The organism is Vibrio tubiashii, from assembly GCF_028551255.1.
Classification (GTDB): Bacteria; Pseudomonadota; Gammaproteobacteria; order Enterobacterales; family Vibrionaceae; genus Vibrio; species Vibrio tubiashii_B.
Genome location: NZ_CP117029.1, coordinates 1,104,368 through 1,118,897, shown reverse-complemented (window position 1 = coordinate 1,118,897; position 14,530 = coordinate 1,104,368). Strand labels below are relative to the sequence as shown.

Annotated in this window: 15 protein-coding genes; 7 read left to right on the top strand and 8 right to left on the bottom strand. The window is 43.9% G+C overall.

The genetic code is table 11. From position 1 onward, the window contains the following. Positions 1–36: 36 nt before the first annotated feature. A complete protein-coding gene (gene torE / locus LYZ37_RS05080) occupies positions 37–216 on the bottom strand; it encodes a trimethylamine N-oxide reductase system protein TorE (protein WP_171322674.1) in 180 nt (59 codons plus the stop codon). 439 nt (positions 217–655) lie between these two features. On the opposite strand from torE, the gene LYZ37_RS05075 reads away from it, so the two are divergent. Both LYZ37_RS05075 and LYZ37_RS05070 read left to right on the top strand, forming a co-directional pair. Next, complete coding sequence (locus LYZ37_RS05075) at positions 656–1,450, top strand: ABC transporter permease (RefSeq protein WP_272786750.1); 795 nt, start codon at positions 656–658, stop codon at positions 1,448–1,450. 216 nt (positions 1,451–1,666) lie between these two features. Beyond that, positions 1,667–1,807 (top strand): hypothetical protein, encoded by a 141-nt coding sequence (locus LYZ37_RS05070; protein ID WP_154670884.1) that lies wholly within the window; start codon positions 1,667–1,669, stop codon positions 1,805–1,807. 44 nt (positions 1,808–1,851) lie between these two features. Here the strand turns inward: LYZ37_RS05070 and focA are convergent, their stop codons facing one another. Next, positions 1,852–2,697 (bottom strand): formate transporter FocA, encoded by an 846-nt coding sequence (gene focA / locus LYZ37_RS05065; protein ID WP_239855281.1) that lies wholly within the window; start codon positions 2,695–2,697, stop codon positions 1,852–1,854. Positions 2,698–3,198: 501 nt separating this feature from the next. Between focA and LYZ37_RS05060 the strand changes: the two genes are divergently transcribed. Then, positions 3,199–3,432, top strand: coding sequence for a TIGR02647 family protein (locus tag LYZ37_RS05060; RefSeq protein WP_004744307.1), 234 nt, complete (start codon positions 3,199–3,201; stop codon positions 3,430–3,432). Here the strand turns inward: LYZ37_RS05060 and LYZ37_RS05055 are convergent. Then, positions 3,425–4,204 (bottom strand): substrate-binding periplasmic protein, encoded by a 780-nt coding sequence (locus tag LYZ37_RS05055; RefSeq protein WP_272786749.1) that lies wholly within the window; start codon positions 4,202–4,204, stop codon positions 3,425–3,427. The genes LYZ37_RS05060 and LYZ37_RS05055 overlap by 8 nt on opposite strands. A 66-nt stretch (positions 4,205–4,270) precedes the next feature. Further along, a complete protein-coding gene (locus LYZ37_RS05050; RefSeq protein ID WP_171322666.1) occupies positions 4,271–4,690 on the bottom strand; it encodes a PACE efflux transporter in 420 nt (139 codons plus the stop codon). Between the two features lie 89 nt (positions 4,691–4,779). Between LYZ37_RS05050 and LYZ37_RS05045 the strand changes: the two genes are divergently transcribed. From LYZ37_RS05045 to LYZ37_RS05035, 3 genes are read left to right on the top strand one after another with little or no spacing between them, the layout of a single operon-like run. Beyond that, positions 4,780–5,670, top strand: coding sequence for a LysR family transcriptional regulator (locus tag LYZ37_RS05045; RefSeq protein WP_272786748.1), 891 nt, complete (start codon positions 4,780–4,782; stop codon positions 5,668–5,670). Next, complete coding sequence (locus LYZ37_RS05040; protein ID WP_272786747.1) at positions 5,667–6,488, top strand: NAD(P)H-binding protein; 822 nt, start codon at positions 5,667–5,669, stop codon at positions 6,486–6,488. The genes LYZ37_RS05045 and LYZ37_RS05040 overlap by 4 nt, the downstream gene beginning before the upstream one ends. A gap of 17 nt (positions 6,489–6,505) precedes the next feature. Continuing rightward, positions 6,506–7,141: a YdcF family protein gene (locus tag LYZ37_RS05035; RefSeq protein WP_272786746.1), complete on the top strand. Its 636-nt coding sequence runs from the start codon at positions 6,506–6,508 to the stop codon at positions 7,139–7,141. Between the two features lie 38 nt (positions 7,142–7,179). On the opposite strand, the gene LYZ37_RS05030 is transcribed toward LYZ37_RS05035, so the two are convergent. The 3 genes from LYZ37_RS05030 to clpS form a co-directional block, all read right to left on the bottom strand. Continuing rightward, positions 7,180–7,998, bottom strand: a complete 819-nt coding sequence (locus LYZ37_RS05030) for a hypothetical protein (protein ID WP_272786745.1) — start codon at positions 7,996–7,998, stop codon at positions 7,180–7,182. A gap of 407 nt (positions 7,999–8,405) precedes the next feature. Further along, the gene (gene clpA, locus LYZ37_RS05025; protein WP_004744314.1) at positions 8,406–10,676 is read right to left on the bottom strand and encodes an ATP-dependent Clp protease ATP-binding subunit ClpA; all 2,271 of its coding nucleotides are present in this window, start codon (positions 10,674–10,676) and stop codon (positions 8,406–8,408) included. Between the two features lie 42 nt (positions 10,677–10,718). Then, positions 10,719–11,039 (bottom strand): ATP-dependent Clp protease adapter ClpS, encoded by a 321-nt coding sequence (gene clpS / locus LYZ37_RS05020; RefSeq protein WP_004744315.1) that lies wholly within the window; start codon positions 11,037–11,039, stop codon positions 10,719–10,721. Between the two features lie 464 nt (positions 11,040–11,503). Between clpS and cspD the strand changes: the two genes are divergently transcribed. After that, complete coding sequence (gene cspD, locus LYZ37_RS05015) at positions 11,504–11,725, top strand: cold shock domain-containing protein CspD (RefSeq protein ID WP_004744316.1); 222 nt, start codon at positions 11,504–11,506, stop codon at positions 11,723–11,725. An 85-nt stretch (positions 11,726–11,810) separates the two neighbouring features. On the opposite strand, the gene LYZ37_RS05010 is transcribed toward cspD, so the two are convergent. Then, a complete protein-coding gene (locus tag LYZ37_RS05010; protein ID WP_272786744.1) occupies positions 11,811–14,036 on the bottom strand; it encodes an NADP-dependent isocitrate dehydrogenase in 2,226 nt (741 codons plus the stop codon). Positions 14,037–14,530 lie beyond the last annotated feature (494 nt).

Here is a 14,530-nt window from a genome sequence, read left to right as displayed (position 1 = left end):
AAATCTTTATAAAAATGTGGAATTGAGCTCAATGGCTTACATGCCATGCGCGCCAGGTGGTCCCATTACGAATACTTGAAGCATCCATACTAGGAATCCGTAGCCGCCTACGAACGCCACACTTAAAATTGGGAAGAGAACAACCGCGATGAAGAGGAATGACTTCCACTCCAGAGAGCGTTTTTCACCACTCTCGATTTTGTTAACATCACTCATACATTTGCCTATTTTGTATCTAGTGTTTTTGGTTAGCTCTTGTCGTCGAGCCAATTTTTTTACTATCTCTAAGTAGAAATGTTAGACCATACTAATCGTAGGGTTCAATCAAATCCGCCCTTTCCAGCCGTGTTATTCAACACTTTTTTGAGCTCATCCAGAGATGTGTTTGTTCGTGTTTTTATATATAAATTTGCCACTAAATATGAACAATTATTAACAGAAACAAAACCATCAAAACCAATCAAATTGTGCAACATTTCAACAACAAAACGAAACATCTACCACTTTAGAGGCACGATGTTTACGTGCTAACTTTAGCTCATTTGTAAATAAAATGTTTCAGAACTTGTCAATAAATCAGAGCGTTTTTGAATTTAATACAAGATGACGCACACCCAAATTCGCGTACAATATGCGGTGTTCGTGAGGGGGATATATGGATAGTGTGGTAGATATTTCGTGGTCAGTATTGGCACTGTTTTTTGGCCTACTCGTTATTCCGCTGCTGATCAGCCAACACTACAAACTAAAGATCGGCAATGAAATCATTGTCAGTGTCGCTCGAATGACACTGCAATTGCTGATGGTCGGTTTCTATCTGCAATACCTCTTTCAATTGAATAGCTTAGCCATCAATGCACTTTGGTTGTTGTTAATGACATTGATTGGCGCCAGCGCTATTGTTGGTAAAGCCAGATTGCCCAGAGAAGCCCTGTTGCTGCCAGTCACAATCGCCCTAACCGCTGGGCTATTCCCTATGCTTACGATTATCTCAGTGCTTGTGATTCAGCCACAGCCTCTATACAGCGCTCAATATATGATCCCATTGGCAGGGATGCTGCTGGGCAACTCTATGAGTGGTAATATTGTCGCACTTCAGAACGTATTTACCGCTTTAGATGAGAGAAAAAGTGAATACGAGGCCGCCATCTCACTCGGAGCCTCGCCTAAATATGCCACGCTACCTTTTGTGCAAGAGGCGATGCGACGCTCACTCGCCCCAACTCTAGCCACAATGAGCACCACGGGATTGGTGACCTTACCAGGCATGATGACCGGACAAATTTTAGGCGGCGCAAGCCCATTAGTTGCGATCAAATATCAGATTCTGATTATGGTGGCGATTCTGGTTATGATGTCTCTCTCCGTCATGCTCTCCCTACAACTGACTATCAAGAAATGCATTAATAACGAAGGAAGAGTGCTGGTTAAGATCAAATCAGCCGACTGATCTTTAATCGTCGATCCGCTACCCACAAGATCTTATCCACAGATTCTGTGGATAACCGTGGTGATACCTAGGAAACAACTGGTCTAGCCAGAGTGCAAGTAAAATCTCAATAAAAATTTTCTTTGCATTCATACGCATATAATTTAATTCGAATAGCGTAATAAAACTGTCACTCAAGGTACCTAGGTTGATACTAGCTAACCTAAGGAGGGCGTTATGCTGAACCTAACCAAGACCCATTGTGTAGATGTTGCTGAGATTGAACTAAGCAATGCCCAAGATTGGCTGATCGACGAACCAGAGCAGATCGTTGCGATAGAAGAGATATTTAGTGCTGAAGTGGATAGCTGGCATTAAAAAGGCCCACATTGAGTGAGCCTTCAAATAAGTAAAATAATGGCCTAGTCGCGTAGGTAGATGAGCCAGTACCACATGCCAACGAAAACGCCACCGCCAATGATATTGCCAAGTGTCACTGGGATCAGGTTATTGGTAATAAAGTCGATCATATTTAGGTCGGCGTAATCAGCAATGTTTGCACCTGTCATCTGCCAGAATTCCGCTGGGGCAAAATTCTTGATGCCGATAGCCATAGGCACTTGGAACATATTAGCAATACAGTGTTCAAAGCCTGCGGAAACAAACATGGCAACTGGCAAGATCATTACCGCGATTTTGTCAGTTAGCGTACGGCCACTGAAGGTCATCCACACTGCGATACACACTAAAACATTACACATGACGCCAAGCGCAACCGCAGATAGGAAGGTGTGGTGCAGTTTGTGCTGGGAGATCGCCATTGCATTCAAACCCACTTGGCCATGATCGAACATGTATTGCTTGGTCAGAAGCATACAGATAACAAGTAGTAAAGCGCCCACTAGGTTACCGGCATACACGACTGCCCAGTGCTTAAACAGCATTTTCCAAGAGATTTTGCCACTTGCGCGCGCGACTAAAGTCAGCACCGAACTAGTAAACAGTTCACCGCCTGTCACGACCACTAGAATCAACCCTAAGCTAAAGGCTAACCCACCGAGCAGGCGTGTAATTCCCCAAGGTAAGTCACCAGCACCTGTCGTCACTATGGTATAAAAGACGAAAGCGATACCAATGTGAATACCTGCAGAAATAGCCAATAGAAAAGATTTAACCGGATCTTTGGTTGCTTTGCCTACGCCAATTTCAGCAGCGCGCTCAGCCATTTGTGGTGGAAGTAGAGAATCAAACTGGTGGTTTAAGTTCATCATGGGTGAAACATTTTGCAACAAGTGGATTAGTGGAGGCGGATAATTACTCGATTTTTATTCAAATACAAGCGTTAATTAACCTCACAGAACAAAATGTTATTAATTGAAAGAAAACTCGCGCCAAACTCTAAAAATCAACGACTAAAAATCACTAAATTAGTTTTCAAAAATGAGAGAAAGGTTCTTTCATATCAATAAATTAAAAACAAAGTCAGTCTCGATTTTTTGTTCTCATACAACTTTAGTCTAATTTTTTATATTAATAGCCATTATTATTCGTTATCGGCATTAAGACACCCTCCACGTGCTACTAACCAACAAAAGCCATTAACAATCTTTGATTCTGATCTATTCACAATGCGATTGAACAACTCCTAATCAATCCTAGCAATTCCTTTAGCGAAAGTAAGGCTTAGCTAACACTTCTCAACTCATAACATTGCCGATTTATAACTTCATGATTAAGTTGAAATCAGTACTTTCGAAAAGGATTCAAATATGAAATTTACGCCTGAACATATGTCTGAACTAAACCTATTACTCCAGTTTGACATCAGCAGTGCTGCGACGGGTATTAAGGTTCATCATGAAGCGACTGAAGAGATGCAGGCGGCAGTTCAGCGCCTTTACGAAAAAGGGTTATGTACCTTACCTGACGGCGGCTACCTCACCGATGAAGGTATCGAAATGGCTGAACATGCAGATAAAGCGCTAAGAGTGCTTTCTAGTTAGCACGAAAAGGTACAATCGGAGACTTGATGCCTTTGGTTGTCGAGAGGTAGCGGTTGTATCTCTCAACAATAGAGGAAACGTCAATTTTCTTTAAACCTTCATTAAATACATCACGCCAGTTGTGTCCCTCTGGCGTGTTTTTGAATGCTAAATACAACTCTTTGCTCTCAAGCAAGCGGCTGTTCATTTTAACGCGGTTGCCTAGCATGTCTGATCTAGGATCAATGCCGATCAAATAGTCGAGTACATTTGAATCAATAACCGCGGCATCGAGTCGCCCCTTAGCCACTTTATAAATGTTGCGAATATCGTCTGCTGACGCTTCAACCTGAATCAAGCCTTCCTCTACCATTAAATCAAAATCGGCCGTATTCACATACCCTTGAACAACACCAATTCGGTATAAGGTTAGATCTTCCAATGAACTCCACTCAATCGGAAACTTGATGTTCTCAACCAATCCTAACGGCCCGCTGCCAATAGAGTCTGAGAAAACAAACTCGTCGGTTTTAAAGTAATATTCTGGAAAGTAGCCAACATACTTATCGCTTTTGCTGGCGAGCGCGACAGCACGTACCCAAGGTTTGAATTCGATAACAAGCTCATACCCCATTGCCGAAAACGCTTCGCGCGCAACTGCAACAGACAGACCATATCCTTCGAGCTCTTCTCCTGAATAAGGAGGCCACTCCAGAGACGTCATATAGACTCGCTGAGTCGCCCCACTAGGAAATACGCTGACAATGAGTACTACCGCTAACAACCACTTCATGCTCACCTCTAACTCGCAGGCATACACCACCTACATAGTTAATAATAGGCACAGTGGTTTATTTATCTAGGCGCGCTCAAAACACCATTTGTATGGTTGAAGACGATCGTAGAGCCAGTTGAAGCCCGTCGCGTAAAAGAAAAAGAACACGAGAAACCCTGCTTCAAGCATAAGTGCTTGGAAGTAAGTAATATTTAGGAACCAAGCTATCGTCGGTAAGGTAATGAAAATCAACCCTCCCTCAAAGCCGACCGTATGCCAAATACGGGTTGATAGTGATCGTTCTGATCTAGGCGTTTTACATAGACGGTCAAAGCCAATGTTGTAAAAATAGTTCCACACTACGGTAAACAAACTCAGCCCGACGCCAACCACAACCAATTCACTCGCCCCTTTGCCTGAAAACATAGACGCTACAGGAATAATGAGTGCCAAAGCAATCAGCTCAAAAAACAGTGCGTGGAAGATACGTTCTTTAGTTTGCATAATGTTTTCTCTCTTTAATCACAAACAGTGGGCGTATGTTCATCTATAATCGAGATACTTAAAAGTTAGATACCATTAGTAAAAACGATATGTTTAGTATTGAGCAGTTAGAGGCTTTTGTTGCCACCGTTGAAACTGGCTCCTTTTCAGCAGCCGCACGAAAATCGGGTAAAGTTCAATCCGCCATCAGTCAGCATATTATGAACCTTGAACTCGATTGTGGCGTTGAACTGTTTAACCGAGACGGGCGCTACCCTACGCTAACCGAAGAAGGTAAAAAGCTGCTTCCTCATGCCAACGCCACACTAAAGCAGCATAAGCGCTTAGTAGAGTGCTCATCCTCATTGTTTAAGGACGAAGAGTCGAACATCAGCATCGCCATCGACGAAGGCATACCCGTAGAGAATTTCTCGCACGCACTAGAGACCGTATCCTCGACGTTTCCGAATCTAAAAGTAGAAATTCTCGTCGCTTCCAGTATCGATATTATCGAATTGGTCGCCGAGAAACGCGTCACGACTGGTCTGGTATTTTCAGAGATTGAGCTACCACCCAACATCGACTTTGAATCTGTCGGTCACATTGAATTTGACCTCTATGTTGGTCAGACACATCCACTTGCAAATCAGCTCTCCGAGAACATCGACCAACTCTTGCTTCATAGGCAGTTGTTGTTACGCTCAAGAAATGCCAAAGTAAGTGGATTCCAGCAAGCTCATAGTCCAGAGCTATGGTATGCAGATAGCTACTACGTACTATTGGAATTAATCAGTAAAGGATTTGGATGGGGATTCTTACCTACTCATATCGCTTCTGCGTATGAGGAGAGTGGAAAAATCACCCGAATCCCAGTGCGCTATGAACAGCTTTGCTGGCAAGCGAATGTCGACGTAATACAGCATCAAGGCTACGGCTTTAAACCGATACACCAACTCTTACGCAGTGAACTACGTAAGCTACTATCAAGGACGCAGGAATGAAAACACTCTCAATTGTCGGAGGCGGCTGGCTTGGAAAGCCTTTAGCTCAGTATTTAACGTCTATCGGCCATAAAGTATATGTGAGTAAAACCACCTCAAAGGGCGTTGACGAGCTAAAAAAAGAGGGCCTAGAGGGTTTTAAATGCGACCTCAATAGTGGGGAAGCAGAACTTAGCGCGCACCTGATTAATGCCCCTAGCGAAATTGTCATAGGCTGTTTTCCTCCAGGATTTCGTAAAGGCGGTGGGCAGCAATACGTCACTCAATGGAAAGCGCTGATTGAAGCAGCAAAACAGAACGGTGTGTCTCGGGTAATCATGGTTAGTTCAACGACTGTATACCCTAGTCTTGCCACTGACATGGCCGAAGAAGACGCCTCCCTTGCCATCGCTGAAGGAAACCCTGATTTTAGCGATAACGCCACCATTATGCTTCAAGCCGAGAATGCGCTGATAAGCTCAGGACTGAAGTTTGCCATTGTGCGATGCAGTGGATTGGTTGGCCCAGACCGTCACCCTTCTCGGTTTGCTAGCAAACTAAAACAAGTCAGCGAGCTGGCCCCTGCCAACATGATTCACTTACAAGACGCGATTGGCGCAGTCAGTTTTATGGCTTTGAACAATTCTTCTGAAGTCGTTAACGCGACGACTCCTAACACGGTGAGCAAAGCAGAGTTTTATCAAGCGGCATTAAATAGTGTCGGATCGACTGAACCTCTGCCACCCATTACCCAGCATCCGGACAAAAAAATTGTCGCCAATAAGTTGGTGAACCTAGGCTATCGCTTCCACTACCAGCACACATTAGAGTTGGTTTAACGACCAAGGGGCAATTCATGAGTCAGCTAAAACTATATCAACACATTGAACGGCTTTGGTCTTATATGCAGCTCAGCCACACGCTAAAAAAATCGGACTGTATTTTTGTGTTGGGTAGCAATGATATAAGAGTCGCAGAGTATGCAGCTCAATTGTTTCTACAAGGATGGGCCAAAAAGCTTGTTTTCTCTGGCGGTGTCGGACGCCTCACCGAAGGTGTGTTTGAATCATCCGAAGCACAAACCTTTGCCAACGTGGCACGTGATATGGGTGTGCCTGCAGACAGTATCCTTATCGAAGACAAAGCGACCAATACTGGCGAGAATGTACAACTTACCTATCAATTAATGAAGAAATCAGGTGAAGATTTTAAGTCGTTCATTTTAGTCCAGAAGCCGTATATGGAAAGGCGTACATACGCAACGTTTGCCAAACAATGGCCAGCCTCTTACCAACATCTTTGCGTGACGTCGCCAAAGACTTCATTTTGTGACTATTTCAATGATGAGATCGATTTGGATATGGTCGTCACAGCTATGCTTGGTGACTTTGAAAGGATCAAAACATATCCGGCGAAAGGCTTTCAAATCGAGCAAGAGGTGCCTGAAGAGGTTGATTCGTCTTACCGAGCAGTGAAGCAGATTTTTAGCTAAAGAAGAGATGAGGCCTAACTGGTAGGCCTCGTATTCGATTAGAAGTAGTAAGAAACGCCCACTTCAAATTTGTGGTCATGATCTTTGTCAGCAAATTTAGTGTGCTTAACTTCCATATCTGAGCGTGTATAAGTATGTGACGCCTCAACCCACCATTTACCATCGGCAGAAATTGGCTGACCGTAACCGGTTTTAACTTTGAACACGTTTGCATCTAGCTTCTGGTTATTGGCATCTTTAAGTTTGCCATCAAGATGCATAAATTGCGGCTGGAATACCACGTATTGACCCTTTTCACCAATCGACAAAGAGCCAAACAGGTTTACTTGATAGCCTGATAAATCTGCTTTAGTTTTGTCTTTAACATCTTCACCCTGCGCAGAACCTGCGACATAAGCCACATTTGGGAAGATGGATAAGCCTTCCCACGGAGTGGTGACTTTCGCAATTGCGCCCAGTGCAACAATATCGCTACCGATACCATTCGACTTTTCCCAGCCTTTCATATAATCAACCGAGAAACCTGCTTGAGGCATCGCATCTAATCCAGTGTCTAGTACCTGAAAGTAACGTAAACGTGAATTCTGATCTTTCTTACCTATTGCATTGTTTTTCGTCGCCGAGCCGTGCTCTACCAGACCGATGAAGTTGTTACCTTCACTGTACGCACCAGCAATACCAACCATACCTTTTAGCGTGCCATCATTATCGACCGTACCAAATGCAAACGAGTTAACTTTAGTCAGGTCACTCGGATCTGGGGTATTGTCTTCTGATGCATGAGCTGATATGGCAACAGAAGCAGCAATAGCGGTTAGCGATAAGGTAGCTAGAGTTTTTGCAAATTTGTTTTTCATAAGGATTACCCCAAGCGACTATGAGCAACATATGTCATAGATGAATAAATTTGATAGTGACTTTGTCGCACATGTCCTTGAATCTCGGAGCTGTTAGCTAGGAGTTTCGTCGAAAAGTTATCTTGAGGAACATATTAAACTAACAAAGCAATCAGTAAAAGCCTTATTTGAAACAAAAGGGGAAAACTAAAATCAAAAATGAAACAAACCTTATTTTATGGTGCTTTCAGTGATGTTTCTGCTTGAGTGTTAAATGAATGCTTATTGATTAAAATCAATATTGACACTACAAGTTTCACCTGAGCCATGGTGACGATGAATAAGTGATACACCCACCGACCTCCAAACCGACGCCCATAAAAAAGCCGGAGCAGTTGCTCCGGCTTAGGTCTACCTATATAAGCTGGTTAATGAATAGCGGCTTCTTTCTCGCTTAAGTATTTAAACTTAAGCTCATCGCCTTTGAGGTCAACTTTCACCGTACCACCATCAACCAAAGAGCCAAACAGCAGTTCGTTAGCCAAAGGCTTCTTAACCTGATCTTGGATCACTCGACCCATTGGGCGAGCACCCATAGCTTTGTCGTAACCCTTCAGCGCTAACCAGTGGCGAGCATCATCTGATACTTCAAGCGACACGCCACGTACATCAAGCTGAGCTTGCAGCTCTACGATGAACTTATCGACAACTTGGTGGATTACATGCTCATCTAAGCTGTTGAACCAAATGATGTTATCCAGACGGTTACGGAACTCTGGGGTAAATACCTTCTTGATTTCAGACATAGCATCGTGACTATGATCTTGTTGGATCAAGCCGATCGATTTCTTCTCTGTCATCTGAACGCCCGCATTGGTTGTCATCACGACAATAACGTTGCGGAAGTCTGCTTTACGACCGTTGTTGTCTGTAAGCGTACCGTTGTCCATCACCTGCAATAGCAGATTAAAGATATCTGGGTGAGCTTTCTCAATCTCATCAAGTAACACAACAGAGTGAGGATGTTTGATAACCGCGTCAGTGAGCAGACCGCCTTGGTCATAACCAACATAACCAGGAGGCGCACCAATCAAGCGGCTAACTGAGTGACGCTCACCATACTCAGACATATCGAAGCGAAGTAGCTCGATACCTAGTAACTTAGAAAGCTGCACGGTGACTTCTGTTTTACCCACCCCAGTCGGGCCTGCAAATAAGAATGAACCTACTGGCTTATTATCAGCACCAAGACCTGCACGAGTCAGCTTGATCGCTTCACTTAGCACATCAATCGCATCGTCTTGACCAAACACTAGCATCTTCATCTTCTCATCAAGATTTTGCAGAATCTCTTTATCTGAAGATGAAACCGATTTCTCTGGGATACGAGCCATTTTAGCGACCATCGCCTCAATATCAGCTACACCAACTGTTTTCTTACGACGACTCGCTGGGGCTAGACGACTACGTGCGCCCGCTTCATCAATTACATCGATCGCTTTATCAGGCAAATGACGTTCATTGATGTATTTGGCAGAAAGCTCAACCGCAGCGCGAAGTGCTTTATTGGTGTAGCGAACTTCATGGTGAGCTTCATACTTAGGCTTGAGACCAATTAAGATCTTAGTAGTGTCATCTAAAGATGGCTCAACAATATCAATCTTCTGGAAGCGTCGAGACAGTGCGCGCTCTTTCTCAAAGATATTGCTGTACTCTTGATAAGTTGTCGAACCGATACAGCGTAACTTACCGCTACTTAGTAGGGGTTTAATTAAGTTGGCAGCATCCACTTGACCACCAGAAGCCGCACCCGCACCGATAATTGTGTGGATCTCGTCGATAAATAGAATTGCATCTTCTTCTTTTTCAAGCTGCTTCAAAATGGCTTTAAAGCGTTTCTCGAAATCACCGCGGTATTTAGTACCCGCAAGAAGAGAGCCGATATCTAATGAGTAGATAACGCTATCGGCGATAATGTCAGGCACTTGGCCTTCAACAATTCTCCAAGCAAGGCCTTCAGCGATCGCCGTTTTACCCACACCGGCTTCACCAACAAGTAGCGGATTGTTTTTACGGCGACGACACAATACCTGGATAGTGCGCTCTAACTCTTTATCACGCCCAATCAGTGGGTCGATCTGGCCTTGTTTGGCGAGCTGATTTAAGTTTGTGGCGAAGCTTTCTAGACGTTCTTCTGAACCGGTTTCTTCGACACTCTCGCTACCAAAGGAATCTGAAGAAGATGGCTCGTCGCCTGAGCTAGAAGCTTTGGTAATACCGTGAGAAATAAAGTTAACAATATCTAAGCGGCTAATATCATTTTTCTTGAGTAGATAAGCGGCATGAGATTCTTGTTCACTAAAAATGGCCACCAGCACATTTGCACCTGTGACTTCACTGCGTCCTGATGACTGAACATGGAACACAGCTCTTTGCAAAACGCGTTGGAAACTCAAAGTGGGTTGCGTTTCGCGAGTTTCGTCGTTTTCTGGGATAAGAGGTGTAGTTTGATCAATGAATACATCGAGTTCGCCGCGAAGGGCCTCGATATCTGCCTGACACGCTTGCAGGGCCTCTCGCGCAGCATCGTTTTCTAGCAATGCTAACAGGAGGTGCTCGACGGTCATAAACTCATGTCTTTTGTCTCTAGCGCGAGCAAATGCGCCGTTCAGACTCGACTCCAATTCTTTATTCAGCATAAGTACCTCCTTTAAGAACAACTTAGGTTGCTCGAACAAGCGTTATGCTTGCTCCATTGTACAAAGCAAAGGATGCTCATTCTCTTTAGAATACATAGTAACTTGCGCTACCTTCGTCTCAGCAACTTCTGCAGTATACGTGCCACAAATTGCCTTGCCTTCATAATGCACCTTGAGCATCACTTGTGTCGCCTTGTCGATATCCATAGAAAAAAAGCGTTCTAGGATTTCAATCACAAAGTCCATCGGGGTGTAATCATCGTTATTTAACACAACGTTATACATTGATGGTGGCTTAACTTTTGTTTTTTCTAACTCCAGCAGATCGGATCCGGGAGTGACCCATTCAAAATGTTTGCTCATGACTCATCGTTGTTAATGTTTTTGTCTCTATTAATTTTACCACTTCATCGAGCGAAAGTTTTGAATTTAGTTCTTACTATTTAGAACAAAATACTTCTAAAAAATTTTGTCCTTACTTAGAGACTAATGCAGCATTTGAGTCGCTGCAAATAAAAGATTTCTCTTAATCGACCAGTTGTATCTAATTGATTAAAAAGAAACCAAAAACCATTCACGACATCTATGCTTACTACTAAATAAGCAGTTTAACAGTTGCAAAAATGTAAATCTCAAAAGTGATTTGTTTGCAAATATGTAGACTGTAATACCTTTTTCCTATTGACTGTGACCAATCATTGGCTACATTGGTCAAATAGTGACTAAAAATTTGGCAGCGGCTGAATGATAATTCACTTTCTGTTTACAAGGATTCAATGTAAGCACTTAAACAACATCAGTAACAATATGCATGAGGGATGTATAGCATGGCTACAGGTACAGTAAAATGGTTTAACAACGCCAAAGGATTTGGTTTTATTTGTCCAGAGGGAGAAGATGGTGATGTGTTCGCACACTACTCCACCATTAAAATGGACGGTTATCGTACTCTGAAAGCTGGCCAACAAGTGAGTTTTGAAGTGGAAGAAGGACCTAAAGGCTATCACGCTAGCTCTGTGGTTCCGGTTGAGGCTCAACCAGCAAAATAACCGCTGCCTACTTAAACAATGTTTAAATCGTTTAAAAACTAAAAAACCCGCCAGATGGCGGGTTTTGTTATTTATGCAGCTTGGGTTAGCCGTTGATAACACCATTGAGTGTCGCGCTTGGGCGCATTAGAGGCGAAGCCTTATCAAACTCAGGTGCGTAGTAACCACCTAGTTCACCAGCTACACCTTGCGCGCCGTTTAGCTCAGCAACAATCTTCTCTTCGTTTGAAGAAAGTGCTTCAGCAATTGGAGCAAACTCAGCAGCAAGCTCAGCATCAGCGGTTTGTGCAGCAAGCGCTTGTGCCCAGTATGTTGCTAGGTAGTAGTGGCTACCACGGTTATCTAGCTCACCCACACGGCGTGATGGCGACTTGTTGTTGTCTAAGAAGTCACCCGTCGCTTTATCTAGGGCGTCAGCCAAAACTTGCGCTTTCGCGTTACCAGTTACTGTGCTTAGGTGCTCTAGAGAAGCTGCTAGCGCTAGGAACTCGCCTAAAGAGTCCCAACGTAGGTGGTTCTCTTTTTCAACCTGCTGAACGTGCTTAGGTGCAGAACCACCAGCGCCTGTTTCAAATAGACCGCCACCATTCATTAGTGGAACAATCGATAGCATCTTAGCCGATGTACCAAGCTCAAGAATTGGGAACAAGTCGGTTAGGTAATCACGTAGTACGTTACCTGTCACTGAAATTGTATCCTGACCTTGCTTGATTCGAACAAGAGAGAACTGACACGCTTCTAGCGGCGCTAGGATCTTAATCTCTAGACCTGAAGTATCGTGGTTCGGTAAGTAGGCATTCACTTTCTTGATTAGCTGAGCATCGTGTGCACGGTTTTCATCTAACCAGAATACTGCTGGTACACCTGTCGCACGTGCACGAGTTACCGCCAGTTTCACCCAATCTTGAATCGGTGCGTCTTTAACCTGACACATACGGAAGATATCGCCTTCCTCAACAGATTGCTCAAGTAGTACTACGCCAGAAGCGTCAACCACACGAACAGTGCCTGCCGTATCTAGAATGAATGTCTTGTCGTGTGAGCCGTACTCTTCTGCTTTCTGAGCCATTAGACCCACATTCGGTACACTACCCATAGTAGTAGGATCGAACGCACCATTTTCTTTACAGAAGTCGATAACTGCTTGATAGATACCAGCGTAGCTACGATCAGGGATCATCGCTTTAGTATCTTTCTGCTTACCATCTGGGCCCCACATTTGACCAGATGAACGCAGCATTGCAGGCATAGATGCGTCAACAATGATGTCACTTGGTACGTGTAGGTTGGTGATACCGCGGTCTGAATCAACCATTGCTAGCGGTGGCTGAGTTTCGTATACCGCCTGTAGTGCAGCTTCGATCTCTTCTTTTTGAGCAGCAGGAAGCGCTTGAATCTTCGCGTAAACGTCACCAATACCGTTGTTGACATCAACACCTAGCTTCTCGAATACATCACCGTATTTCGCGAAAACGTCTTTGTAGTAAACCTTAACCGCATGACCAAAGATTACTGGGTCAGACACTTTCATCATGGTCGCTTTCATATGCAGAGACAGCAGAACGTCTTGCTCTTTTGCTTCAGCGATTTGTGCTTCGAAGAACTCAACCAGTGCTTTCTTGTTCATTACTGAACAATCGATGATCTCTTTATCTTGCAGTGGGAAAGCGCCTTTAAGCTCTTTTACTGCACCGTCTGCTGCAACAAACTCGATCTTAACCTCTGTCGCGCCTTCTACTGTGTGCGATTTTTCGCTACCGAAGAAATCGTTGCCAGACATGCTAGAAACATGCGACTTAGAATCCGCTGACCATGCACCCATTGAGTGTGGGTTCTTCTTCGCGTAGTTCTTTACAGAAAGTGGAGCACGACGGTCAGAGTTACCTTCACGTAGTACTGGGTTTACTGCACTACCTTTGATCTTGTCGTACGTTGCTTTGATTGCTTCTTCTTCGTACGTGCTTGGCTCTTCAGGGTAATTAGGTAGGTTGTAACCTTTGTCTTGAAGCTCTTTGATTGCGGCTTGCAATTGAGGAATCGAAGCTGAAATGTTTGGCAGCTTAATGATGTTTGCTTCTGGTGTTTTTGCCAATTCGCCTAGCTCAGCTAGTGCATCACCAATGCGTTGCTCGTCTGTTAGGTGCTCTGGGAAGTTTGCAATAATACGCCCAGCTAGAGAGATATCACGAGTGTCGACATTGATACCTGAAGAAGCAGTAAATGATTGAATAATCGGTAGTAGTGAGTAAGTTGCTAGCGCAGGTGCTTCATCAGTAATAGTGTAAATAATTGTAGGTTTTTCTGTAGGCATGAAATTTCCCTATTGTTCTAACCGGACCTGTTGAGTGTAGGTCCTATGTGTGTGTCCGCTAACAAGTTATGAATAATCCCCTCACTTGTTGCGATTTGTCCGTCTCTTTTTGTTTTCGTCACTAAGTCAGCGACATCCTTGAGAGCGATCAGGGTCTGTTAACCTTTTGAGGTTAAATTTTGTTCGAGATAAAAGCGTTTTAGTCGCGGCGAGAGGTTTGCCGCCTAGTCACTCTAAGCAAAACACCTCTTAACAAAGAATAAAACGCTTTTAGCCGAACCCTTCGGGCAGCGTTTGTGGCTCCTTTCTACTGCGTTATCGGCTTATCAGGTAGAACAACTACATTTCAAAACCTCTGCCTTGTATAAAGAACCCACAAACTGCTGCAAAAGTCATCTCAAAAGGTCAACAGACCCTCAATATAATTAAACAAAATTGAAAGAATAGTCTATTATCTTGCTCGCCAATCCTGTTTTCGGGCGCGCAAATGGTAG

What these genes read in the sequence shown, in the direction of transcription:
- torE (WP_171322674.1), bottom strand. Translation starts at nt 216, where the DNA reads ATGAGTGATGTTAACAAAATCGAGAGTGGTGAAAAACGCTCTCTGGAG.
- LYZ37_RS05075 (WP_272786750.1), top strand. Translation starts at nt 656, where the DNA reads ATGGATAGTGTGGTAGATATTTCGTGGTCAGTATTGGCACTGTTTTTT.
- LYZ37_RS05070 (WP_154670884.1), top strand. Translation starts at nt 1,667, where the DNA reads ATGCTGAACCTAACCAAGACCCATTGTGTAGATGTTGCTGAGATTGAA.
- focA (WP_239855281.1), bottom strand. Translation starts at nt 2,697, where the DNA reads ATGAACTTAAACCACCAGTTTGATTCTCTACTTCCACCACAAATGGCT.
- LYZ37_RS05060 (WP_004744307.1), top strand. Translation starts at nt 3,199, where the DNA reads ATGAAATTTACGCCTGAACATATGTCTGAACTAAACCTATTACTCCAG.
- LYZ37_RS05055 (WP_272786749.1), bottom strand. Translation starts at nt 4,204, where the DNA reads ATGAAGTGGTTGTTAGCGGTAGTACTCATTGTCAGCGTATTTCCTAGT.
- LYZ37_RS05050 (WP_171322666.1), bottom strand. Translation starts at nt 4,690, where the DNA reads ATGCAAACTAAAGAACGTATCTTCCACGCACTGTTTTTTGAGCTGATT.
- LYZ37_RS05045 (WP_272786748.1), top strand. Translation starts at nt 4,780, where the DNA reads ATGTTTAGTATTGAGCAGTTAGAGGCTTTTGTTGCCACCGTTGAAACT.
- LYZ37_RS05040 (WP_272786747.1), top strand. Translation starts at nt 5,667, where the DNA reads ATGAAAACACTCTCAATTGTCGGAGGCGGCTGGCTTGGAAAGCCTTTA.
- LYZ37_RS05035 (WP_272786746.1), top strand. Translation starts at nt 6,506, where the DNA reads ATGAGTCAGCTAAAACTATATCAACACATTGAACGGCTTTGGTCTTAT.
- LYZ37_RS05030 (WP_272786745.1), bottom strand. Translation starts at nt 7,998, where the DNA reads ATGAAAAACAAATTTGCAAAAACTCTAGCTACCTTATCGCTAACCGCT.
- clpA (WP_004744314.1), bottom strand. Translation starts at nt 10,676, where the DNA reads ATGCTGAATAAAGAATTGGAGTCGAGTCTGAACGGCGCATTTGCTCGC.
- clpS (WP_004744315.1), bottom strand. Translation starts at nt 11,039, where the DNA reads ATGAGCAAACATTTTGAATGGGTCACTCCCGGATCCGATCTGCTGGAG.
- cspD (WP_004744316.1), top strand. Translation starts at nt 11,504, where the DNA reads ATGGCTACAGGTACAGTAAAATGGTTTAACAACGCCAAAGGATTTGGT.
- LYZ37_RS05010 (WP_272786744.1), bottom strand. Translation starts at nt 14,036, where the DNA reads ATGCCTACAGAAAAACCTACAATTATTTACACTATTACTGATGAAGCA.